This is a genomic window from Carnobacterium sp. 1290_CSPC, assembly GCF_001053265.1.
Taxonomy (GTDB): domain Bacteria; phylum Bacillota; class Bacilli; order Lactobacillales; family Aerococcaceae; genus Aerococcus; species Aerococcus urinaeequi.
In genome coordinates, this window is the sequence record NZ_JVVG01000012.1 from 1 (window position 1) to 23,349 (window position 23,349).

Annotated in this window: 20 protein-coding genes and 2 pseudogenes; 20 read left to right on the forward strand and 2 right to left on the reverse strand. The window is 40.2% G+C overall.

Annotated elements, in window-relative coordinates; all coding sequences use genetic code 11:
• The first annotated feature begins 217 nt into the window (after positions 1-217).
• The 19 genes and pseudogenes from AC973_RS00675 (at position 218) to AC973_RS00765 (ending at position 20,474) form a co-directional block, all read left to right on the forward strand.
• Positions 218-400, forward strand: coding sequence for a hypothetical protein (locus AC973_RS00675; RefSeq protein WP_048725950.1), 183 nt, complete (start codon positions 218-220; stop codon positions 398-400).
• A 422-nt stretch (positions 401-822) separates the two neighbouring features.
• Positions 823-1,131 (forward strand): alpha/beta hydrolase, encoded by a 309-nt coding sequence (locus AC973_RS09995; protein WP_286131713.1) that lies wholly within the window; start codon positions 823-825, stop codon positions 1,129-1,131.
• 231 nt (positions 1,132-1,362) lie between these two features.
• Complete coding sequence (locus tag AC973_RS00685; protein ID WP_016896846.1) at positions 1,363-1,836, forward strand: hypothetical protein; 474 nt, start codon at positions 1,363-1,365, stop codon at positions 1,834-1,836.
• A 399-nt stretch (positions 1,837-2,235) separates the two neighbouring features.
• Positions 2,236-2,913: a phosphoribosylaminoimidazolesuccinocarboxamide synthase gene (locus tag AC973_RS00690; protein WP_016896847.1), complete on the forward strand. Its 678-nt coding sequence runs from the start codon at positions 2,236-2,238 to the stop codon at positions 2,911-2,913.
• Positions 2,914-2,926: 13 nt separating this feature from the next.
• The gene (locus tag AC973_RS00695) at positions 2,927-6,589 is read left to right on the forward strand and encodes a phosphoribosylformylglycinamidine synthase (protein WP_048725959.1); all 3,663 of its coding nucleotides are present in this window, start codon (positions 2,927-2,929) and stop codon (positions 6,587-6,589) included.
• Between the two features lie 14 nt (positions 6,590-6,603).
• Positions 6,604-7,083, forward strand: a complete 480-nt coding sequence (gene purE, locus AC973_RS00700; RefSeq protein WP_016896849.1) for a 5-(carboxyamino)imidazole ribonucleotide mutase — start codon at positions 6,604-6,606, stop codon at positions 7,081-7,083.
• An 11-nt stretch (positions 7,084-7,094) separates the two neighbouring features.
• Positions 7,095-8,345, forward strand: coding sequence for an amidophosphoribosyltransferase (locus AC973_RS00705; protein ID WP_048725962.1), 1,251 nt, complete (start codon positions 7,095-7,097; stop codon positions 8,343-8,345).
• Positions 8,346-8,375: 30 nt separating this feature from the next.
• On the forward strand, positions 8,376-9,401 hold the full coding sequence (purM, locus tag AC973_RS00710; RefSeq protein WP_048725965.1) for a phosphoribosylformylglycinamidine cyclo-ligase: 1,026 nt from the start codon (positions 8,376-8,378) through the stop codon (positions 9,399-9,401).
• Positions 9,398-9,961, forward strand: coding sequence for a phosphoribosylglycinamide formyltransferase (purN, locus tag AC973_RS00715; RefSeq protein ID WP_048725967.1), 564 nt, complete (start codon positions 9,398-9,400; stop codon positions 9,959-9,961). The genes purM and purN overlap by 4 nt, the downstream gene beginning before the upstream one ends.
• Before the next feature lie 52 nt (positions 9,962-10,013).
• Positions 10,014-11,534 (forward strand): bifunctional phosphoribosylaminoimidazolecarboxamide formyltransferase/IMP cyclohydrolase, encoded by a 1,521-nt coding sequence (gene purH / locus AC973_RS00720; protein ID WP_048725970.1) that lies wholly within the window; start codon positions 10,014-10,016, stop codon positions 11,532-11,534.
• Positions 11,535-11,564: 30 nt separating this feature from the next.
• A complete protein-coding gene (gene purD, locus AC973_RS00725; protein WP_048725974.1) occupies positions 11,565-12,809 on the forward strand; it encodes a phosphoribosylamine--glycine ligase in 1,245 nt (414 codons plus the stop codon).
• Positions 12,810-13,067: 258 nt separating this feature from the next.
• Entirely contained in the window at positions 13,068-13,517 is a 450-nt protein-coding gene (locus AC973_RS00730; protein WP_048725977.1) for a MarR family winged helix-turn-helix transcriptional regulator, read from the forward strand.
• A gap of 28 nt (positions 13,518-13,545) precedes the next feature.
• Positions 13,546-15,321, forward strand: a complete 1,776-nt coding sequence (locus AC973_RS00735) for an ABC transporter ATP-binding protein (protein ID WP_048725979.1) — start codon at positions 13,546-13,548, stop codon at positions 15,319-15,321.
• A complete protein-coding gene (locus AC973_RS00740) occupies positions 15,314-17,077 on the forward strand; it encodes an ABC transporter ATP-binding protein (protein ID WP_048725981.1) in 1,764 nt (587 codons plus the stop codon). Before AC973_RS00735 ends, AC973_RS00740 begins: the two co-directional genes overlap by 8 nt.
• Before the next feature lie 540 nt (positions 17,078-17,617).
• Positions 17,618-17,938, forward strand: a complete 321-nt coding sequence (gene trxA, locus AC973_RS00745) for a thioredoxin (RefSeq protein ID WP_048725985.1) — start codon at positions 17,618-17,620, stop codon at positions 17,936-17,938.
• A gap of 22 nt (positions 17,939-17,960) precedes the next feature.
• Entirely contained in the window at positions 17,961-18,266 is a 306-nt protein-coding gene (locus AC973_RS00750; protein WP_048725988.1) for a rhodanese-like domain-containing protein, read from the forward strand.
• Positions 18,266-19,918, forward strand: a pseudogene (locus AC973_RS00755) (FAD-dependent oxidoreductase). Before AC973_RS00750 ends, AC973_RS00755 begins: the two are co-directional and overlap by 1 nt.
• Entirely contained in the window at positions 19,918-20,214 is a 297-nt protein-coding gene (locus tag AC973_RS00760; protein ID WP_048725992.1) for a rhodanese-like domain-containing protein, read from the forward strand. Before AC973_RS00755 ends, AC973_RS00760 begins: the two are co-directional and overlap by 1 nt.
• A complete protein-coding gene (locus AC973_RS00765; protein ID WP_016896863.1) occupies positions 20,214-20,474 on the forward strand; it encodes a metal-sensitive transcriptional regulator in 261 nt (86 codons plus the stop codon). The genes AC973_RS00760 and AC973_RS00765 overlap by 1 nt, the downstream gene beginning before the upstream one ends.
• A 138-nt stretch (positions 20,475-20,612) precedes the next feature.
• Here the strand turns inward: AC973_RS00765 and AC973_RS00770 are convergent, their stop codons facing one another.
• Complete coding sequence (locus tag AC973_RS00770; RefSeq protein ID WP_048725995.1) at positions 20,613-20,981, reverse strand: winged helix-turn-helix transcriptional regulator; 369 nt, start codon at positions 20,979-20,981, stop codon at positions 20,613-20,615.
• A gap of 61 nt (positions 20,982-21,042) precedes the next feature.
• Between AC973_RS00770 and AC973_RS00775 the strand changes: the two are divergent.
• Positions 21,043-21,438: pseudogene (locus tag AC973_RS00775) on the forward strand (alcohol dehydrogenase catalytic domain-containing protein); the annotation flags it as partial.
• 270 nt (positions 21,439-21,708) lie between these two features.
• On the opposite strand, the gene AC973_RS09580 reads toward AC973_RS00775, so the two are convergent.
• Positions 21,709-23,153 (reverse strand): IS3 family transposase gene (locus tag AC973_RS09580; protein ID WP_414629571.1). Its coding sequence is split into 2 segments (ribosomal slippage): positions 21,709-22,608 and positions 22,611-23,153, totalling 1,443 coding nucleotides; the frame shifts between segments, so codons are not numbered across the junction.
• Positions 23,154-23,349: the final 196 nt, after the last annotated feature.

Genomic DNA, 23,349 nt, shown 5'->3' on the forward strand with positions numbered 1-23,349 from the left:
GCAGAGGAACATTTAGCCCAAAGTTTAACAGTTATGGAAATACTAGATATGGCTATTGCTGATTCAAACCTAATAGAAGAACCGTTTTGGGAACCAAAACTAACATTTTAAAATTATCTAGGCCTGAATATTTTATTTGGGCTTTTTTTAATAAACCAAAAGATTTTTCTTAGCGTGCACTCCAGGGATTAGACTAGATTTACCTGGAGGTGGAAACATGAAAACACGTCATTTAGGTGATAGTGAAGTAGTTGTCACTGAGATTGGTTTTGGCGCAATGGATATGTCCTTGGGCTATGGCGTAAGACCAAATAGACAGGACATGATTCAGGCACTTGGAAATGTTTACGGGATGGGTAATCACTATACACCAGAAATGCAGGCCCGCGTAGATTTATAACTATGTTTCTTAGGATACTGGGTAAGGTAGTTGGGTTTCTTTCTTGAGTTTATCTCGTCTTCAGCATATCAATATAAAAAAGGTCAGTGAAATCGCTGGCGTTTCAGCGCAGAGCATCCGTCATTATGGAAAAATTTACTAATCCATCCTATTAAACGCAATGAGCTACCATTAGCCCTTAGCTAGACCAAACGTTCAATGGGATTTGATTATTTTGATGATTTTATAGATACCTAAACTGTGTAAGGTGACCTTGCGACGCCAAGCTCAGTAAAGCCAAGAAAAATTATTTTTTATCTTTCGAATGGTGGCTTTTGGTTACAACCAACTTTATTGCACTTTAATATGGCACGCAAAGTCGCCAACCTGATAGGTCGGAAAGTGGTCATGCCTATTTTCCAACGAAATTAATCGCGCTTGAAATAGAAACTTTCGCTAAACCTTTTCCGGCAATTAGTCCCTTAGTTTCGCCATGGTACGGATCATTTAATGACTTACCACCTATATTAGTCGTGAGTGGGACGAGAGATTTAACCTTGACTTACACACTTGCATTGAAAGAAAAAGTTGAAGCTGAGGGATTACCGATTTATTTCGATATCCACCAACATATGGTCCACATCTTCCCAATTTACCCGATTCCTGAAGCGGATGATGCACTTGAAATTATGGCAGAATTTGTAGCTAAGGTGCGAGAGCCGACGCCAAGAAAGGAAACGTTGGGAGTTTAAGGCAGTGGCTGACAACGTCAGCAACAACTTGAACTGAAACGCAGTCCTTTTTTGGAGGCTCGAACCCGATTTTAGTCTGGCTCAGGGGAGATTACGCTGTAGTATTTGATCGTCTAATGAATTGAAAGTGATAAATCTATGTAACTTTTGACCAACCTTGTTCTAGGATTATAATGGGCTTATGTTACAATGATGATAGTAATGAACTTAGAAGATAAACGGAGGAATACTATGCCATCAATTGAACCAATTTTAGAGAAAATGTTTAACGATAAGAAAGTACCCGTTAAGAAGAATAAATTCAATGAAGACCAAGTGGTTTTCTCAGGTGCTTACCGTATTGCTGAAGATAAAACGATTCCTTTTAACGTAGTAGCACGTGAGTTTAAAGAAGGTTCATCCATAACGGAATACCAAATCACTTATCGTAAACTAGTCCAAGTTGAAGATTTCAACAATCAAACAAAAGCTTTAGCAGTGATTAATGAAATCAACTTGAAACGTGCAGGCTACTACACTTTAATCTTGACTGGTGACGGGGAAATTTACCTACGCTTATTATCAAGAACCACTGAAGATCCACAATTATTGTATGAATTAATGGTCTTTGGTTCAGCGACTGCACGTCTTGTGTACCCAGAATTAGAAGAGAAAATTAATGGCAAAAAGGTTGAAGTACTCAAAACCCAACCAAAAGCTGAATAAAAATTCGAATATATATAAACTAATCCGCCCCAAAATGTATGTCCAATATTACGTACAAGGGCAGATAGGCCGTCATAAGTGCGCAACTCACCGCACTTATGGCGGTCTTTTTTTGCCCATTTTTCCAGTTTCGCTAGCAAAATTTGCCAAAATACAAAAGTTGCACAATTTTTATCGACAACATTAAATTCTTAACAATAAGTGCATATAAAAAATCGAATGTTCGTCTATAAGACTCATTTACCGACCAAAATTAATCTTTTTTGTTAAAATGTTCAGTTTTAACTTGTCTTTACCCATAAAGTTCGTTAAGGTAAGCACATGGTTATCCGGAAAACGAATATTCCGAAATAATTCAATGGAAACGTATGTGTTTATGAAAAGGAGCGATTTTTAGCAATGCTTATTTATTCAGGTAAGACGAAAAACTTATGCCAAGATGATAACGGCCAATATTATTTCCAATTTAAAGACGATGTTACGGGTAAAGATGGGGTATTTGACCCAGGTGAAAACCAAGTAGGGGCAACGATTGAAGGGTCAGGCCACTCTAATGTTGTGCTTTCAACATACTTTTTTGAATTATTTAAAGAAAAGAATATTCCAACGCATTATATTTCTTCAAATACTGAAGAAAACACCATGCAGATTGAAAAAGCCTCTGTATTTGGTGAAGGGTTAGAAGTCATTTGTCGTTTTAAAGCTGTTGGTAGCTTTATCAGACGTTACGGGGCTTACATTGAATCAGGTACACCACTTGATGCCTACGTAGAGTTCACTTTAAAAGATGATGACCGCCAAGATCCCTTGATTACCCAAGATGCCTTAGAGCAATTAGATATTTTAAAAGCTGGCGAATATGACCAATTGAAGAAATTAACACAAGATATCTCCCTAGTTATCAAAGAAGCTTTAGCCGAAAAAGGCCTAGAATTATATGACATCAAATTAGAATTTGGTCGCTTAGACAATTCTGATGTCATTGTCTTAATCGATGAAGTTGCAGGTGGAAACATGCGTGTCTATAAAGGTGATGAATACATCGAACCTTTAGCACTTGTGCATTACTTTGAATAATTGGAGGCCAAAAATGCAAGTCATTACAAAAAATAACGCCCAATTCGATGTTGAAGGTCAAAAATATACTAAAGAGGCCTTAGAATTTTTAAATTTTGCTGCGGATACTGAAATTGCTTTCTACAATCTTTACCAATTTGAGGGGGCTTCTGAAGCTACCCTTGAAGCGGTCCAAAAAGCCTTATTCGATACTGAAAAATTAACTTTTATCGAAGAAATCCCGAGCGCTGACTACACTTTCCGCTACCGCCAAGTGACTGGTCAATACAATGAACATGAGCAAATGATGACGGAAATGATCCAACATGTGCTTGGTTTTGAAGAAGTAAAAGTCTTCCATTCTAAAGTTGTGACTTTAGACAATGTCACACCAGACCAAGGGCAAATTTTTGAAAATTATTTCATCAATCCGGTTGAAAATACCGTCATTGCCATGGATGAACCCCCATTTGAAATTTACCCTTCATCTACAGAAGAGCTTGAGGAAGTTGTTGGTTTCACCGAAATGACTGAAGCTGATTTAATAAACCTAGCTCAAAAATTCTCCATGGACTTAGACGACTTGTTATTTTGCCAAAAATATTTTAAATCTGAACACCGTAATCCCAATTTAACTGAGTTGAAAGTTATTGATACATACTGGTCAGACCACTGTCGTCACACCACTTTCAACACCCAAATCGATATCGTGACCATCGATGCCGGTCGCTACGAGCCCTTATTCAAGGCAGCTTTAAATGATTATTTAGAGAAAAGAGCGCAACTTGGCCGAACTGAACGCCCTATCACCCTGATGGACCTAGGTACAATTCAAAGCCGTTACTTACGGGAAAACGGCATTCTTGACAATGTTGAGATTTCACCTGAAGTGAACGCTTGTGCTTTAGAAATTAAGGTAGACGTTGATGGCACTGAAGAAGATTGGATCCTTTACTTTAAAAACGAAACCCATAACCACCCGACAGAAATCGAACCATTTGGTGGTGCGTCTACTTGTGTTGGTGGTGGGGTTCGTGACCCATTATCTGGTAGAAGTTGGGTATACCAAGGAATGCGAATTTCGGGGGCTAAAAACCCTAATCTACCACTTGATGCCACTCATCTTGAAAAGTTACCGCAAAGAACTATTACGAAACGTGCCTTAGAAGGTAATAGCGATTACGCCAACCAAATCGGTTTAACGGGTGGTTATGCTGAAGAAATTTACCATCCTGGTTATGAGGCTAAACGTTTGGAAACAGGGGCTTTAATTTCAGCGGCACCAAAAGAAAATATCGTCCGCGAAGTACCTGTCGCAACTGACAAAATCATCTTATTAGGTGGCCGGACTGGTCGTGACGGTTTAGGTGCAGCCGTTGGGTCTTCGCAAATTCAAACGGAACAATCTCTTGAAAATGCAGGTGCTGAAGTACAAAAAGGGGCCGCAGCCATTGAAAGAAAAATTACCCGTTTATTTAGACGCGGTGAAGCAACACGTTTAATCAAACGTTGTAACGACTTTGGTGCTGGTGGGATTTCTGTTGCTGTTGGTGAGCTTGCAGATGGCTTGGACATTCAACTGGATGATGTACCGGTGAAATACCCAGGTATGCATGGTGGTGAAATTGCGCTTTCTGAATCGCAAGAACGTATGGCAGTTGTGGTTGCTGAGAAAGATATTGAAGCCTTTTTACAATACTGCGAAGAGGAGGATGTTGAGTCGACTATTATTGCTGAAGTGACTGATAATGACCGGATGCAAATGACTTGGTCAGGCAAGCAAATTATTGATTTATCAAGAGCTTTCTTGGATTCAAACGGGGCAGCTAAACACGCGAATGCAACCTTACTACAACCGAAAACCATTCTCCAAAATGATGTGAAAGCAGGGACAGTCTGGGATGAGGCGTCATTAAAAGCTTATATGTCAACCTTAAATAGAGCGAGCCAAAAGGCTATGGCGGAACAGTTTGACGGTTCGATTGGCCGTGCGTCTGTACTCTTCCCATTCGGTGGTAAATACCGAGCAACGCCTGAATTAGGTATGGTCTCAAAATTACCAGTTGCTGGCGGTAAAACGACCACAACGTCTGGTATGGCCTACGGATTTGACCCTTACTTATCAGAACAATCACCGTTCCACGGGGCTTTCTACTCAGTCATCGACTCAGTCAGCCGCATGGTGGCCTTAGGATTTGACTATAAAGATTTACGTCTATCCTTCCAAGAATTCTTTGAAAACTTACAAAATGATCCAGAACGCTGGGGTAAACCAGTTTTATCTCTATTAGGGGCCAACTTAGCTATGTCTGGACTTGATTTAGCGAGTGTCGGTGGGAAGGATTCTATGTCAGGAACCTTTGATGATATCGACGTACCGCCAACATTATTGTCATTCGCCGTTGCGCAAGGTCGTGTGGACCAAGTGGTTTCTCGCGCCTTCAAGCAAGTGGGTTCAACAGTTGTCTTAGTGGAAAACCCATTAAACCGTGACTGGACCATCGATCTAGACCAAGAAAAAGCAATTTATGATGCTATTCACGAATTGGCTAAAGGGGACGCTTTATTAGCTGCTTCGACTGTTGGTTTTAACGGAATGTTGAAAGATTTAATCGAAATGTCTTATGGAAATGGGATTTCTGTGGCTGTTTCAGAAGACTTCACCAACCGCTTGGCTGAACCGATGATGGGGGCTTTCCTCTTAGAATTAGCCGGCGATCCTAAAGACCTACTTGGGGATATTCCTTACCAAGTTGTTGGCCAAACGCAAGCGGATACCATTCAAATTGCTGGTCAAGACTACGCTGTTAAGGCGATTGAAACTGCTTCAAATGAAGTTTTTGCTTCTGTATTTGATCAGATTGAAAATGCTGACCGCCAAACACCTAAGATTGTCGCAGGCAATAGTTTTGCATGCCCTAATAGTTCTCTTGGCAAAACAGCAACCCCTGTTAAAGCATTGATTCCAGTTTTATACGGGACCAATGGTGAATATGACTTACAATTTGCCCTTGAAGAAGCTGGATTTGACTGTCAAGTGATGGTCATCGCCGACTCATCAAATGCCAAATTTGAGCAATCAATTCAAACGTTACTTGAAAACTTAAAAGATACACAATTACTGGCTTTACCTAATGGGTCAATCTTTGGTAACCAAACGGATGAACAAGGTCGTGCTTGGGAATTGATCCTTAACAGACCGGATGTCAGCCAAGCTATTGACGCTCATTTGCAAGCCGACCGCTTAATTATCGGGTCTGGATCTGCTTTTTCAGCCTTAATCCGCACTGGTTTAATTGAATTTGGCCAAGTGACTGGTCATTCAGCGATTCGTGTTTTACCAAACCAAAACGGCAAGTTCGTTTCTGATTTGACTACTGGCCGTGTAGTTTCTGAAAAATCAGCCTTTACCACTGGTCGAGCTAACAAAACCTATACCGCACCCCTTGCAACAGCATTTGGTCGCGTTGTATTAGGAGAAGCAGAAGAAAAAATCAAAGCTAATGGTCAAGTGATAGCCGCTTTTGATACTTATTTTGCAGAAGAAAATATTGACGGCTTAGCTAGTCCAAACGGATTAGTCTTTGGGACCATCTCTTCATTTGAAAGAAGTGGCCAAGACCTCTACCAAAACGTGCCAAGTCAAGGTGAAAATCCATTCTTAACTGAAGCTTTTGCGTATTTAAACGCCAAATAGGAGGATATTATATTATGTTCGTTAGAATTATTATGGGTAGTTCAAGTGATGTTGAAATCGCCCGCAAAGTAACTAGTAACCTAAGTAAATTTGAAATTCCTTACCAAGTATCTGTGATTTCTGCTCACCGCGCTTTAGATGATCTACAAGCCTTAGTTGGACAAAATGACGCTGACCTTTATATCGGTATTGCCGGTAAAGCGGCACATTTACCAGGGGTGATTGCGGGCATGACTGTTAAACCAGTAATCGGTGTACCGGTAAAATCTTCAACCTTGTCAGGTTTAGATGCCTTGTTATCTATCGTTCAAATGCCTAAAGGTGTCCCAGTTGCGACAGTGGCCCTTGATGGCGGCGAAAACGCGGCTATTTTAGCCGTACAAGTTTTAGCGGTGGCAGACCAAGCTTTAACAGAAAAATTAAACGACTATAAAAAAGAATTAAGCGCTGGTGTTCGCGACATGAACAACGAAGCAGCGATTCAAGCGTTATAGTAGGTGGCTAAATGAGTGGTATTTTAGGCGTTTACTCTTTCGATAATATTGAAGCATTTCCGCATCTATATTACGGTCTCTATGCTTTGCAACACCGAGGGCAAGCGACTGTCGGTATTGGGACAATTACGCCAGATGGTGACAGTCAATTGATCCGTGAAAAAGGGTTAATCAGTGAATATTTTGGTGACGGTTTGATTGAACATATGCCGGGGAATAAGGGGATTGGATTTGTCCAATACCCCTTTGAAAACCGGGAAAGTGAGCCTATGCCTTTTTACCATGAGGGGGCTTTAATGGCGATTGATGGGGAAATTGAAAATGAAGATTTCACCTACCAGGCTTGTATTGAAGTGCTTGGGCAAGATATTGAAACAATTAAAGCTTATTTTGAAGCTTTAATCGGTAAATTTACCTTGATTTATATGAACAATGACCGGTTTATCGCCTATAAACATTTGGACGGGATTAAACCTTTAGCCATTGGGAAGATGGACGACACCATCATTGCGAGTTCAGAAACGGCAGCTATTGATTCGATCGCTGGGCACGTAATTCGTGAAATCCAACCGGGTGAATTGTTTATTCAAACAAAAACACAATGCATTTCTTACTACCTATCAGCCAACATGGAAGCAACTGAAAGCCTGGATGCCTTCGAGTTTATTTATACGGCGCGTCCGGATTCCATTCTAGACGGGATTTCTGTCTATGATGCTCGTTATCGTTTAGGGGAAACCTTATGGCAAGAAGACCAATTGCACAAAGGAATTGTGATTGGGGCACCAGAATCGGGTGTGATTTCGTCTATGGGGTATGCTAAGGCGTCAGGATTACCCTATGAGCAAGGATTTGTTCGTAACCGCTATATTGGCCGGACCTTTATCCAGTCATCGCAAACCATTCGTGAACGAAATATTGAAATCAAATTGACCCCAATTAAAAGTATTGTGGCCAATCGTGAAGTCATTTTAATCGACGATTCTATTGTGCGGGGTTCAACTATTAAACGAACGGTCAACACCTTAAAAGAAGCAGGCGCAAGTAAGATTCATGTGCGAATTGCTGCGCCACCAGTTGTGAAGGGTGAATCGATGACCGTGGATATTCCAGACAAGCACCAACTTGTGGCTTACAACCGATCGATTGAAGAAGTGAGAGATTTGATTGGCTGTGATAGCTTGAAATATATTTCTTTAGATGGCTTCCACCGTGCCATCGGGCGCAGTAAACTTTATGAACCTTATTTTACTGAAGAATAAGCGACAAATAGAAGATAATAGGAGAGCAAAATGGGATTAGATTATAAGTCTGCTGGGGTCAACAAAGAAGCCGGCTACCAGCAGGTGCAATTAATTAAAGACATGATGAAAGCCACTTATACAGATCAGGTGATGACTGAAACAGGTGGCTTTTCAGGTATGGTTGAACTAGGTGCGTCTGATATGAAGGCGCCCGTCTTAGTTTCTGGAACTGACGGGGTGGGGACCAAATTAATGGTGGCCCAAGAAGTTGGTATCCATGATACCGTTGGGATGGACCTTGTCGCGATGTGTGTCAATGACATTATCTGCCAAGGTGCCAAGCCCTTATTTTTCCTGGACTATATTGCGACAGGTAAATTAGTTCCCGGGAAAATGGCCAGCATCGTCCAAGGGGTAGCCGATGGTTGTAAACAAGCTGGTGCTGCGTTAATCGGTGGGGAAACTGCTGAAATGCCAGGTATGTACGGCGAAGACGACTATGATTTAGCTGGATTTGCTGTTGGTCTTGTCGATAAAGAAAAAATCATTTCAGGAAATGACATCAAAGCAGGCGATACCGCTATTGCCTTACCATCTTCAGGCGTCCATTCTAATGGATTTTCTTTGGTTAGAGCAATATTAGAAAAAAATAAGATTGATTTTAATGATCAATATCGAGTTACTAATAAGACGGTGGGCGAAGTTTTACTGACACCCACAAAAATCTACGCTAAAGATGTGCTGGCTTTAATCGATGCCGTGACTGTTAAAGGCCTGGCCCATATTACAGGCGGTGGTTTATTTGAAAACGTACCGCGTACTTTACCCGAAGGCCTTGGTTTAACGGTTAACCGTGACCAAATCCCGACGCTAGATATTTTTGACTATTTACAAGATCTAGGCCAGGTGGCAGAGGATGAAATGTTTGGGACCTTTAACATGGGTGTCGGCATGGTCATTTTCCTAGACCCAGCGGATGTTGACACAGCCTTACAAGTTTTAGCGGCTAATGATAGCGGCGCCTTTAAACTAGGTCAGGTGACGACGCAAACTGATGGAGTAACTTTTGTATGATCAAAATTGGCGTTTTAATTTCTGGCGGTGGGACCAATCTGCAGGCCATTATAGATGCTTGTCGGTTAGGCGACTTACCAGCTGAAGTGTCAGTAGTTATTTCAAATAAGGCGGATGCTTATGGACTAGAACGGGCCAAAAAGGCTGGGATTGACCAATTGTATAGCAATGATGATGAGCAGATTTTAGCGACCTTGCAGACCTATGACGTGGATATCGTGGTCTTAGCGGGCTACTTGAAATTGATTGCTAAAGACCTGGTACAAGCTTTTGAAGGGCGGATGTTGAATATTCATCCGTCACTTATTCCGGCTTTTTCAGGTAAGGGGTATTACGGGTTAAAGGTCCATCAAGCAGCCATTGATCGCGGGGTTAAAGTGACGGGGGCGACCGTTCATTTAGTGGATGAAAACTTTGATGAGGGGAAAATTCTGATTCAAGAGGTGGTTGCCATTTTGCCAACAGAAACTGCACAAACCTTGCAGGCACGCGTTTTAGCAGTAGAACACAAGATATTGATCACAGCGATTGCTGAGGTCATTAGCGGTCTAGACGGCTAGGTTTAGCGATTAAGCGAAGAAAAAAATATTACGGAGACATAAGGAGACAAAAATGAAAAGAGCTTTAATTTCTGTTTACGATAAGACTGGTATTGTTGAATTTGCGACCAAATTAGACCAATTAGGTTGGGAAATCATCACAACAGGTGGGACAAAATCTTTATTAGAAGAGGCTGGCATCAAGGTGATTTCTGTTGAAGAAGTGACCAATTCACCTGAGATTTTACAGGGGCGTGTGAAGACTTTACATCCACATATTCATGGTGGCATTTTATTCAACCGTGACATTCCTGAACATCAAGAAACAGTTGACGAGTTAGGGATTCATGCCATCGATATGGTGATTAACAGCTTATATCCATTTGAAGAAACCGTGAAAAATGCGGCTTCATCTAAGGCAGAAATTATTGAAAAAATCGATGTCGGTGGGCCTTCAATGATCCGTGCAGCAGCTAAAAACTATAAAGACGTCTTAATTGTTACAGACGCAGCGGATTATGATTTAGTTGCTGACGCTTTGGAAAATGACAATAATACCCTTGAATTACGGGAAAATCTAGCGGCAAAAGCCTTCAGATTAACGGCTTTCTATGATGCCATGATCGCTGAATACTTTACTGGACTAGCTGATGAAAAATTCCCAGAATTATTGACGAAAGCCTTCCGTTATAAGGAAGAATTGCGTTACGGTGAAAACCCTCACCAAGCGGCTGTTTACTATGAAAGTCCACTTGAAGAAGACTTTGACCTCGAACAATTACATGGGAAACAAATTTCTTACAACAACTACAATGATATGCGGGCCAATATGGACCTTGTCCAAGAGTTTGACGAGCCAGTTTGTGTGGCAGTCAAACATGCCAATCCTTGTGGGGTAGCAGTTGCTGATACACCGGCAGACGCCTACAGAAAAGCATTTGCTGGGGACCCAGTGTCTATTTTCGGTGGGATTATTGGTTTTAACCGTACTGTGGATGCTGAAACGGCTGAAGAATTGTCGAAAATTTTCCTAGAAATTATTGTGGCGCCTGACTTTACGGAAGAAGCTTTTGCCATTTTGGCTAAAAAGAAAAACCTACGTTTAGTGAAATCAACGAAATTAGGTGAATTCAAGGGTAAAGGGACGACTTATAAGGAAACAGTGGGCGGCTTGTTAATCCAAGATAAAGATTTACCAATCTACGCTGAAACAGGTCTTGAACTTAAAACAGACCGTCAAGTAACGGACAAAGAGTTAGAAGATATGGACTTCGCATGGAAAGTGGCTAAACACTGTGCGTCAAACGCTATGGTCATTGCAAAAGACAAACAAACCTACGCTTTAGGTCACGGGGAAGTACGTCGCGTGTGGGCGCTTGAAGATGCCTTACAACGGTCTGAATTCCCATTAGAAGGGGCAGTTGTCGCTTCAGACGGATTCTTCTTCCCAGATACCATCGACAGTTTACATGAATATGGCATTAAAGCCATCGTCCAACCAGGTGGTTCTGCCCAAGATGAGAAAGTGATTCAAGCAGCTAAAGCTTACGATATTTCAGTTGTGTTTACTGGCATGCGTCATTTCAAACATTAATGACGAGCTGTTCATTCCTAAGGAGAAATCATGAAAATTTTAATTATTGGTGCTGGTGGTAGAGAACATGCCATTGCTTGGAAACTGTCCCAGTCCAACCGACCAGTTGATATTTTTCTAGCACCCGGAAATGCAGGTACTGAAAGTGATTATACCAATATCCCAATCGATGTGATGGATTTTGATGGCTTACTTCATTTTGCCTTAACTGAGGCCATCGACCTTGTCATTGTAGGCCCAGAAGATCCACTGTGTGCCGGCATTGTTGACCTTTTCCAAGAGGTTGGCATTGCTGTTTTTGGCCCTGACAAAATGAGCGCCCAACTGGAAGCAAGCAAGGATTTGACCAAGCAATTTTTGAATAAATATCAAATTCCAACTGCCAATTCTTTCACCACAGGCGACTATGATCAAGCCAAGGCCTATATCAACCAAGCTGACCTGCCAATCGTCATAAAAGCGGACGGTTTATGCAAGGGCAAAGGGGTTGTGATTTGCCACAGTCTTGAAGAGGCAGAGGCCACTTTAAAAGACATGTTGCTTGATCAAAGTTTCGGTGATTCCGCTAGCCAATTGGTTATTGAAGACTATTTAGACGGCAATGAGCAGTCACTTTTATGTTTCGTGTCCAATAACCAATTGGTCCCCATGGATACGGCCCAAGATTATAAGAAAGCATTTGATGGCGATTTAGGGCCTAATACGGGTGGCGTGGGTGTTTACAGTTCGCCAGAGACGGCAGATCCGGCATTGAAAGCACAAATCAAAGCCATTTTGGGGCAAATTGAACGTGGGTTAATCGCTGAAAAATTCTCTTTTTATGGCATTTTATTTATCGGCTTTATGATTCAAGATGGTCAAGCGAAAGTCTTGGAATTTAATGTCCGGTTTGGGGATCCTGAGACGGAAGTCCTTTTACCAAGACTTGAAAATGATTTGCTGACGGTATTTGAAAAGACCCTTGCTGGCACTTTAAAACCCAGTGATTTAACCTGGTCTAAACAAGCTGCAGTCGGCGTGGTTTTATATTCTAAAGGCTATCCTGGCGCTTACGACAACCATGTTGCGATTGAAACCTTACCTGAAGACGCCTTGATTTTCCATAACGGGACGACAACAGATGAAGCAGGGCAATTAATTACAAACGGTGGTCGTGTCCTCACGCCAGTTGCCTTAGCAGATGATATTCAAAGCGCCCGCCAGGAAGTCTACAAGCTTGTGGGCCAGATTCACGGCGAATCACTGACTTACCGGACCGATATTGCCAAGTTATAAAGGTAAATACTTTTTCCAAAGCTAGTATGCGACAGCTATTCCAATGGGGTGGTCGAGTATACTAGTTTTTTATTGGCAAAATGGCTAAGTGATGGCGAAAACGTCGTCATAAAACAAAAAACGTTTTCATTGAAAAAACCAATTTTTCTAGACCTAATCCGTTGACATGGGTGAATTTCTTAGTAAAATAGTTAGTATGCGAACTATAAGGTTCGGGTGCGAACTAATCAAAAATAGACATGCAAGGAAGGTGAAGAAGTGATACATGAGGATCGTCCATTATATATAGGTGGTATGCTACGGGAGTTAACAATTGCAATCCATCGAAATATTGGTGTAGAACTTAGTGAGCACGAATTGGGAGATATGAAGGGTCCACAATCGATGGCATTGGGTTATCTAATCCGTGCGTCAGCACAAGATGAAATCTATGTGAAAGACCTGGAAAAATATATGAAGATTCGTAAATCTACTGCGTCTGAATTGGTCAGCCGATTAGAGAAGAATGGGTATGTAAAAACGGAGAAATCGCAAAAAGATGGTCGTTTAAAAAGGCTGATTGTTACAGAGGAAGGACATGAAGCCCATGACCGTATTCTCCAATTTTTACAAGAGATAGATGACAGACTAGTCGAAGGTCTCTCAAAGGAAGAGGTCGATACTTTCGTCAACTTGTTAGATAGACTAATTCAGAACATGCTGCCTTAAAAAGGTGAGTATTAGGAGGTAATGAAAGGTGCTAAAAATATTAGCAAAAGCAAATAAAAAGGAAAAATTTTTCGCTTTACTAAGCGTGCTGCTGATTATGTTGCAGGTTTATTTAGAGTTAGAAATTCCTGACTACATGTCAGAAATTACAGAATTACTACAGATGCCAGATACCGTGACAGCGGATATCTTAGAGCCAGGTTTAATCATGGTTGGTTTATCACTAGCATCTTTTGCCTCAGCCATTTTGGTAGGATTCTTTGCTGCACGCATTGCCGCAAGTTTAACTGCCCGTATTCGTGGGGAAGTATTTGATAAAGTCATGAGCTATTCAGCCAATGAAATCAACCAATTTTCAGTGCCAAGTTTAGTGACCCGTTCTACTAATGACTTGACCCAAATCCAAATGTTGATTGCTTTAGGACTACAAGTCGTGTTACGGGGTCCAATCATGTCTATTTGGGCGATTGCGAAAATTTCCGGCCAAAACTGGCAATGGTCACTGACAACTGCTGTCGCTGTGGGTGTTTTATTAGTGATGATTGGCTTTATCATGTATTTTGCAGTACCTCGTTTCAGTAAAATCCAAACCTTGACCGATAATCTAAATGCCGTGACTCGTGAAAACTTAACCGGTTTACGCGTTATTAGAGCTTACAACGCAGAAAATTATCAAAATAAAAAATTCGCTAAAGCCAACGATGATTTAACCAATACCCAACTCTTCGTTAACCGAGTGATGGGGATCATGCAACCAGGTATGACCCTTGTATCAAGTGGTTTAACTCTAGTGGTTTACTGGTCAGGTGCTTACTTAATCGCCGATGCAGCACAAGGGACAGAACAAATTAGCCTATTCTCAGATATGGTTGTCTTCTCATCTTACGCCATGCAAGTGATCATTGGATTCCTGTTGATGGTCATGATCTTCATGATTTTACCGCGTGCCATCGTTTCGGCAAAACGGATCAACGAAGTGCTTGATCTAGCACCATCCATTGAATTTAAAGAAGATGCCATTCAAACAAGTGAGCAAGGATCTGTTGAATTCAAGAACGTGACTTTTAAATACGGTGACGATGCCAAACCAGCCCTTAAAGACATTAATTTTAAAATCAACAAGGGTGAAACCCTAGCCATTATCGGTTCAACTGGTTCCGGTAAATCCACTTTAATCCAAATGATTCCACGTCTATACGACGTATCTGAAGGACAAGTACTTGTCGATGGGCAAAATGTTAAAGACTTTGACCACGCTGGCTTGAATAATATTGTCGGCTACATGCCGCAAAAACCAGTCCTATTTTCAGGCACAATTCGTTCAAATATGAACCTTGGTGAAAGTAAGGAACACTTAGAAAACCAGTCATTATCAGACGAAGAAATCTGGGCGGCTTTAGACACTGCACAAGCTAGAGACTTCGTTGAAGCGGAACCAGACCAATTGGATACCCATGTTGCCCAAGGTGGTAATAACTTCTCTGGTGGCCAAAAACAACGTTTAGGGATTGCCCGCGTGCTTGCTCGTAAACCAGAGATTCTAATCTTTGATGATTCCTTCTCCGCTTTAGACTACCAAACAGATAAGACGTTGCGTGGCGTTTTAGCTGAACGCATGGCTGACACCACTAAAATCATTGTAGCCCAACGTATTTCAACCATCATGGATGCAGACGAGATTTTAGTACTAGATAGAGGCGAAATTGTTGGTCGTGGTAAACACCAAGAACTATTAGCGGACAACAAGGTATACCAAGAAATTGCTTATTCACAATTATCAGAGGAGGAATTAGCAAATGACTAAAAAGAAAAATGCAAATCAACCTTCATTGATGGCGAATATTATGACATACGCTCGTGAATATAAATGGCCGTTCGTTGCAGCGGTTGTCCTAGCCATGATTGGTTCTATGGCTTCAATTATCGGTCCCGACCGGTTAGGAGATATGACCGATAAAATTACGGAAGGCTTGATGTCACCAAATGGGATTGACCTAGAGCGTATTTCACAAATTGCCATGACTTTAGTGGTGATCTATGTCCTTGGGGCTGTCTTCACTTATATTCAAACTTTCGTGATGGCAACAATTATTCAAAACTTTTCAAAAAAATTACGGAAGAATGTATCCGATAAAATTGACCGTTTGACTTTACGCTATTTTGATAGTCATAGTCACGGGGATACCTTAAGTCGGGTAACCAACGACTTGGACTTGGTGGGACAATCGCTTAATCAAACCATGCCGTCATTTATCCCATCAGTGACTTTACTGCTTGGTACCCTAGTGATGATGTTCTACAACAATGCAATTCTAACCCTAGTAGCCTTGGCTTCCGTGGTTATTGGTTTTGTAGGGATCGTCTTGATTCTAGGCCGTTCTCAAGGTTACTTCGTTTCACAACAAAGAAACCTAGCCAATGTAAACAGTATTGCTGAAGAGTCATACACAGGTCAAAGTGTTTTAACAACTATTAACGCTCGTAACCAAATGACTGAAACATTCAATGAAGCGAACGCAGCTTTATATGACAGTGTTTGGCATGCCCAATTCTTGTCAGGTATCATGCAACCCTTGATGCAATTCATCGGAAACTTTGGTTATGTAGCCGTTTCTGTTGTAGGTTCAATTATGACTTTAAATGGCGACATCAGCTTCGGGGTCGTTGTGTCATTCATGGTTTACGTCCGCATGTTCACCCAACCACTAGGTCAATTATCACAATCATTCGCCTCATTCCAATCTGCGTCAGCAGCCTTAAATCGTGTATTTGAGTTCCTAAATGAAGAGGAAATGGTTGACGATACAAACCTATTGAGCGAATTGCCGGATGTCCAAGGTGACGTGACTTTTGAACACGTACACTTCGGCTATGAACCAGATCAACCGATTATCAAAGACTTCTCAGTAGCCGCTAAATCAGGTCAGAAGATAGCTATCGTAGGACCTACCGGAGCTGGGAAAACGACGATCGTCAACTTGTTGATGAAATTCTATCCAATCGACTCAGGTGAAATTTACATTGATGGGACACCAACCAGTGAAATCTCACGGGCAGCTGTCCACGACCAATTCTCAATGGTGTTACAAGATACTTGGTTATTTGAAGGGACTATTCGCGAGAACTTAATCTTCAACCAAGAACACATTACCGATGAAATGGTTGAATCAGCGGCCGCTGCAGTAGGTATTGACCACTTTATCAATACATTACCGAAAGGCTACGACACTGTATTAGATGATTCTGTAACCTTATCCGTAGGACAAAAACAATTGTTTACCATTGCACGTGCCTTATTGAAAGATGCACCTTTATTGATTCTAGATGAAGCGACATCTTCAGTTGATACCCGTACAGAAGTATTATTACAAGAAGCCATGGACAAGTTGATGGAAGGTAGAACATCATTCGTGATTGCCCACCGTTTATCCACTATCCGTAATGCTGATATTATCTTAGTTATGGATAAAGGGAACATTATTGAACAAGGAAACCACGAGGCTTTAATGGCTGAAGGTGGCTTCTATGCAGACCTTTATAACAGTCAATTTGCCAAATAGATATAACCATAAAATAAAAATAAGAGAACAGGTTGATAAAATGCCTGTTCTCTTTTTTTACTTTTGGTGCACTTCCGTTTCATATTTCCCCATCACAAGATTCGCTTAAATTACCTATTATATTCAAGTCTATTTAACACTGTTTGCTAGTGCGATATCTGGGAAACAAATAAAATATCAGAAGTCGTTATTGGCCGTGTGCATTATTTGGTAAGAAAAAACTTTACAAAAAATACCTGCAGGGGTATAATTCATATACGTAGAGGGGTATATGAATAAACAGTATACTTTTACCAATTATTGAAGATAATCAAAAAAGGGATTTTACCGTGGCCTCCGCCGATTGGTCGCGAGTATCCCACCTGTCCCACTATGGTGTTGAAGGGGTTGGAAAACACGGGGTAATAAAAGGGTCTCTGATGCAAGCTAGATGTATCATCCGGTGACATCCTTTTGTTAAAGGTAGATATGACCTAGTGCCAAGTACATTTTCAGTGAAAAGAAATTACAAACCAAAGATAAATAGAAAGGAACAATCAAATGACAGTAAAAGTAACTGATCGCACTTTAGCATCCGAAGTACAAGACGGGATTACATTAGTCGATTTTTGGGTGCCTTGGTGTGGACCGTGTAAAATGCTAGGACCAGTATTAGAAGAATTAGCAACAGAGTTTGCACCTAAAATTAAAATTGCAAAGTTGAATATTGACGAAAATAATGTAACAGCCAGTCAACTGGGTATCATGAGCATTCCGACTATGGTTTTATATAAAAATGGCCAACCGGTCGAAAAAATAGTTGGCTATCAACCAAAAGAAGTACTGAAAGCGTATTTAACGGAAAAAGTAACCATGAAATAATCATCTATTGAGGAGAAAAAATATGTTTTTTAAAAAACTGCCTACGATTTCAACCACTGAATTGGAAAAGAAATTAGCCGATAAACCGCAAATTATTGACGTAAGAGAACCACATGAATTTAAAAATGGTCATATTCCAGGAGCAAAAAATATACCATTGTCTAAAGTTACTAACTACACACCTAAAGGTCAAGTTTATGTAGTGTGTCAATCGGGGATGCGTAGTAAACGAGCAACGAAAATGTTACTGAAACAAGGACATGATGTTATTAACGTCCGAGGCGGCATGATGGCCTGGACAGGCGCAACAAAAGGGGGTAATAATTAATGAGAGTAGTTATTATAGGTGGTGTAGCAGGTGGGATGTCTGCCGCTACAAGGTTAAGACGGCTGAATGAAACAGCGGAAGTTATCGTGTTAGAAAAAGGGCCTTATGTGTCATTTGCGAATTGTGGTTTGCCTTATTATGTCGCTGGAGAAATCGATGAACGGACGGATTTGTTAGTTCAAACGCCAGAAACCTTGCAAGCAAGATTCGATTTAGATGTGCGACCAAATAGTGAAGCTATTTCTATCGATTCCAATAAGAAAGAAGTGGTCGTGCAAACTGATCAAGAAATATACACGTTGGGGTATGATAAATTAATCTTATCCCCAGGAGCAAAACCATTCATTCCTCAAGCAAAGTGATTAGAAGAAGCAGAGAATATTTTTACCTTACGTTCTGTTCCCGATGTCGATGCGATTGCCAACTTTATCAATATACACAACGCTAAAAAAGCAGTGGTCATAGGTGCTGGATTTATTGGGCTAGAAATGGCAGAAAGTTTAGCCCAACGAGGAATGGCAGTTACCATTGTGGAGAAAGCACCGCATGTACTACCGCCGTTTGATGGAGAAATGGCCGCTTATATAACGAAAGAATTGGTAGCTAATGGTATAAAATTGTATACAGGATTGGCTGCTGAATCATTTGAAGAAAAAGGTAAAATCGTAGTATTGGAAAATGGAGAACGCTTGGAGAGTGACATCACTTTAATGTCTGTCGGCGTAAAACCGGAAACAACGGTAGCTTTAACAGCCGGTGTCGAAACAGGTTTACGCGGTGGGATAGTCGTTGACGACCAATATGAAACTAGTCAAAAAGATATTTACGCTGTGGGGGATGCGATTGTCGTTAAACAACAAATCAACGGAGAAGACACAATGATTGCATTGGCTTCGCCAGCTAACCGACAAGGCCGTCAAGTGGCTGATGTCATTAGCGGATTAAAGCGCAAAAATAAAGGTAGCATAGGAACAGCGATTGTACGAGTGTTCAAAATGGCAGCAGCGTCGACCGGTTTGAATGAGCGCCAATTGCAACAAGCTGATGAGGCGTACGAAGTGATTCACATTCAAGGAAAAAGTCATGCTGGCTACTATCCTAATGCAAAAACGATTGTATTAAAGTTATTATTTCATCCGACCACAGGTAAAATTTATGGCGCTCAAGCCATCGGAGAAGACGGTGTAGATAAACGGATTGATATCATTGCTACAGCCATTAAAGCCGGAATGACGGTGCAAGAGTTGCCGGAATTAGAGTTCACTTATGCCCCTCCATTTGGTTCTGCTAAAGATCCTGTTAATATGGCTGGTTATGTAGCTTTAAATCTTATGGAAGGCATTAGTGAGTCTGTTCAGTGGTATGAATTAGAAGACAAGCAAGCAGAAGGATATTTACTGCTAGATGTTCGAAATGAAGGTGAACTGAAATCCAACGGCCGCTTAAAAGGTGCAATCAATATTCCTTTAGATAGTTTGCGAGACCGCATGGCGGAGTTGCCCAAAGATCAACCGATTATTGTCAGCTGTCACAGTGGACTGCGTAGCTATGCAGCAGAAAGAATATTGAAACAAAATGGCTACCAAGCCAAAAATTTAGATGGCGCATTTGCTCTTTACTCAACAGTAAAACCAGAAAAGGTGGTAAAATAATGTATAATTCAATATCAATGTCAGAATTCGAACAAAAATGGGAAAAAGAGAATCTTCCTTTAGTAGACGTTAGAGAAATCAACGAATGGGAAAATGGTCACCTGGACGGCGCAATCCATGTTCCTTTAAGTAATCTTCCAGCTGAAAAAAATAAACTGGATAAAAACCAAGAGTATTATGTAATGTGCCACTCTGGAGCACGTTCTGCAAAGGCTTGTCAACAATTAGCACAAGAAGGATACAACGTGATAAATGTAATGGGCGGAATTTCTGCTTGGAACGGAGAAATTGTTTAATGGAATACGATAAAAAAATTGTGAACCGTTTGAAACGTTCTGACGGTCAATTGCATGGCGTTTTGAATATGATGGAAGAAGGAAAAGATTGCGTGGATATTGTGACTCAATTATCAGCGGTTCGCTCTAGTATCGATCGTACGATTAGTTTAATTGTTGCCGAAAATTTAGTAGAATGTGTGCAAGAAAATATTAAAGATGGCAGCACAGGTGAAGAGCGTATTCAACAAGCAATTCAGTTACTAATGAAGAGTCGCTAGCCATGTGTTATGGCTTATGCTACATCAACGCATAACAAATATAGACGTATAGTATTGAAAATAAAAAATAAGAGAACAGGTTGTTAAGATGCCTGTTCTCTTATTTTTTTACTTTTAGAGCAATCAAATTTCATATTTTTACTTTTCTTCAACTGAAGTTTCAGTAGGGTTTTCTTTCAAAAAATCTCTAAAACTATCTCCCCAATCACAAATAGAAGTTACAACGGGTTCTAGGTGTAAACCAATTTCACTTAGTTGATACTCTACTTTAGGAGGTACAACCGGGTATACAACCCTAGTAATGATTTGGTCATCTTCTAATTCCCTTAATTGTCTAATTAACATACGTTGATTGACATCGGGAAGGTATCTTTGTATTTCACTTAACCTTAATGGAGACTGTTGTAGCAAGCACCAGATAATTGCTATTTTCCAACGTCCACCTATAACGGATAAAGCCAAATCCTTGCTAGTGAAAAAAGTTTTTTCTTTATAATGAATGGTCATGTAGTGCCATCTCTTTCTATTGATATTTTGTTTATACTGACAAAAAAGTCAGTATTGTGTAATAGATTATAATACGAGATTATGGAAATGTAAAGCTTCTGTTGCATTTAAACCAGGAGAACCGCTTCAAATTATAGAAGTCGATGTAGAAGGACCGAAGGCAAAAGAGGTCTTAGTAAAAATCTTGCATACTCCAGTTTGTCATACTGATGCATTTACTTTATCGGGTGATGATCCAGAGGGTGTATTTCAGGCTGTATTAGGTCAAGAAGGTGCTGGTGTTGTCGTTTCTGTAGGGGATGAAGTGACTTCAGTAAAACCAGGGGATTATGTGATTCCGCTGTACACGGCTGAATGCAGGGAATGTAAATTCTGTCTTTCTAGTAAAACCAACTTATGTAGTGCCGTGCGAGAAACGCAAGGAACTGAGGATGGCTTTTATCCAGAACAATTAACAGAAGCGTATTTTTTGAAAGATGCTCAAGAAAATAATGTAGCCTTTGGATATATCTTCTTTCAATGAAAAGACGACACAAAAAAAGACTTATGCATATATAGTGGACCCCAAAAGTTAGACTAAATTTTATGAGAGTTGACCGATTGGTCAGCTCTTTTTTAGTACATACAATTTGGCTTAATTCCCGTTGTCGACAATACTTCTCATAAATTTCAATCTGTCAAGAGTAGTAGCGGAGCGACTCTTGATAGATTGAAAATTTATGTGAAACTATGAAAAGACAATGGAATTAGTATATTGGTTGCGATACTGGACGGGGCTTAGCCATCCTAGTTTCTCTTTAATTCGTTCTTCATTATAATAGTTAATATAGTTGGTAATTGATTCAGCCAATTCTTCAAAACTATGATAAGTTTGACCATAATACATTTCTTGTTTGAGTATACTAAAGAAATTTTCCATTGGTGAATTGTCATAACAATTACCTTTTCTAGACATACTTTGGAAGATATCATTATCTTTTAAAGTTTTTGAATATCGTTTCATTTGATAAGCCCAGCCTTGGTCTGAATGAAATGTTCTTCTGAAAATGCAATCATCTGTACGTTCTATAGCTGTCTTCAAAGCTTCCATCATACTTTCACCGTTAGGTCGTTTTGTTATTTGAAAACTGATGATTTCGCTATTGAATAAATCCATATAAGGATCTAAATAAAGTCTTCCTGTCTGAGTGTTGCCTAACTGGTCCGTATAATAGTATTTGAATTCAGTTGTATCAGTCGTCATTTTTTGATGTGGAACTGATGTGTTAAAACGTCGTTTTAAACGATTTGATGCTACTTTCCCTACAGTTCCCTTATAAGACTTATACTTCCTGCTTTTGTGTGAGAAGGCAGTTACAAGAATGCCTAATTCTCGCATTAAGCGTAATACTTTCTTCCGATTTATATGATATCCTAATTTTTTTAACTCAGGAGTCAGTCTTTTATATCCATAATCTTTATTTTTCTCTCTTAGTTCTAGTAAAGCATCTTTGTAAACTTTATCCTTGTCTGGGCGTTCAGATTGCTTCCTAATATAGTGATAAGTTGCCTTTGGAAAACCAGTAACTCTCAAAATATCAACTAGTTTGAATTTATTAATATTATGGAGATTGTAGATTGCTTGAACTATTTGTTTCTTTGTTGCTGTTTCTCTGCTTCCTGCAATCTCCCTAATTCCTTTAAAAACGCATTCTCGATTCTCAAATCACGATTTTCGTTTTCAAGTTGTCTCAGATGCTCAACGTTTACATCTTCTCTAGTTATATTCTTTGGATCCTGAAATACTTTCTTATCAGCTTTCTTCCGTTTACCCATTTTCGGTGGCCTACCTCTCTGATTTGATAAGCCATCGACGCCTTTCTTGAGGATAGTAGTGCGCCAATTACAAATTAAACTAGGGTTATTCATCCCTAATGAATTGGCTACTTCTCGATAACTCATCTCTGTTGTTTCATACAATTTTACAGCACTAAGCTTAAAATCAACAGCGTAATGAGTTTGATTCTTAATACGTTTCAGTCCTTCGATGCCAAATTGTTGATAGCTATTAACCCATATTTTTACAATAGAATCTTGTATATTATATTTCTTTGCTACCGCTCGGTAGCCACCGTAGTTCCCTAGATAATGTTTTACAATTTCCAATTTAAATTCTAGTGAATATTTTGCCATAAAAATAAACCCCCAAAAGTTAGATTTTTGGTCTAACTTTTGGGGGCCTCTACAATATCACATAAGTCTAAGCCAAGTATATTTTTATTTTTTTAACTATTTGCTTGTATTTTTATCACCTTCAAGCATTCTGCGTCCTTCTTCAACAGCAGTGTTTGGATCTTCAGGTGGCGTATTTCTTAATATTTCTGGGGCA

What these genes read in the sequence shown, in the direction of transcription:
- AC973_RS00675 (WP_048725950.1), top strand. Translation starts at nt 218, where the DNA reads ATGAAAACACGTCATTTAGGTGATAGTGAAGTAGTTGTCACTGAGATT.
- AC973_RS00685 (WP_016896846.1), top strand. Translation starts at nt 1,363, where the DNA reads ATGCCATCAATTGAACCAATTTTAGAGAAAATGTTTAACGATAAGAAA.
- AC973_RS00690 (WP_016896847.1), top strand. Translation starts at nt 2,236, where the DNA reads ATGCTTATTTATTCAGGTAAGACGAAAAACTTATGCCAAGATGATAAC.
- AC973_RS00695 (WP_048725959.1), top strand. Translation starts at nt 2,927, where the DNA reads ATGCAAGTCATTACAAAAAATAACGCCCAATTCGATGTTGAAGGTCAA.
- purE (WP_016896849.1), top strand. Translation starts at nt 6,604, where the DNA reads ATGTTCGTTAGAATTATTATGGGTAGTTCAAGTGATGTTGAAATCGCC.
- AC973_RS00705 (WP_048725962.1), top strand. Translation starts at nt 7,095, where the DNA reads ATGAGTGGTATTTTAGGCGTTTACTCTTTCGATAATATTGAAGCATTT.
- purM (WP_048725965.1), top strand. Translation starts at nt 8,376, where the DNA reads ATGGGATTAGATTATAAGTCTGCTGGGGTCAACAAAGAAGCCGGCTAC.
- purN (WP_048725967.1), top strand. Translation starts at nt 9,398, where the DNA reads ATGATCAAAATTGGCGTTTTAATTTCTGGCGGTGGGACCAATCTGCAG.
- purH (WP_048725970.1), top strand. Translation starts at nt 10,014, where the DNA reads ATGAAAAGAGCTTTAATTTCTGTTTACGATAAGACTGGTATTGTTGAA.
- purD (WP_048725974.1), top strand. Translation starts at nt 11,565, where the DNA reads ATGAAAATTTTAATTATTGGTGCTGGTGGTAGAGAACATGCCATTGCT.
- AC973_RS00740 (WP_048725981.1), top strand. Translation starts at nt 15,314, where the DNA reads ATGACTAAAAAGAAAAATGCAAATCAACCTTCATTGATGGCGAATATT.
- trxA (WP_048725985.1), top strand. Translation starts at nt 17,618, where the DNA reads ATGACAGTAAAAGTAACTGATCGCACTTTAGCATCCGAAGTACAAGAC.
- AC973_RS00750 (WP_048725988.1), top strand. Translation starts at nt 17,961, where the DNA reads ATGTTTTTTAAAAAACTGCCTACGATTTCAACCACTGAATTGGAAAAG.
- AC973_RS00760 (WP_048725992.1), top strand. Translation starts at nt 19,918, where the DNA reads ATGTATAATTCAATATCAATGTCAGAATTCGAACAAAAATGGGAAAAA.
- AC973_RS00765 (WP_016896863.1), top strand. Translation starts at nt 20,214, where the DNA reads ATGGAATACGATAAAAAAATTGTGAACCGTTTGAAACGTTCTGACGGT.
- AC973_RS00770 (WP_048725995.1), bottom strand. Translation starts at nt 20,981, where the DNA reads ATGACCATTCATTATAAAGAAAAAACTTTTTTCACTAGCAAGGATTTG.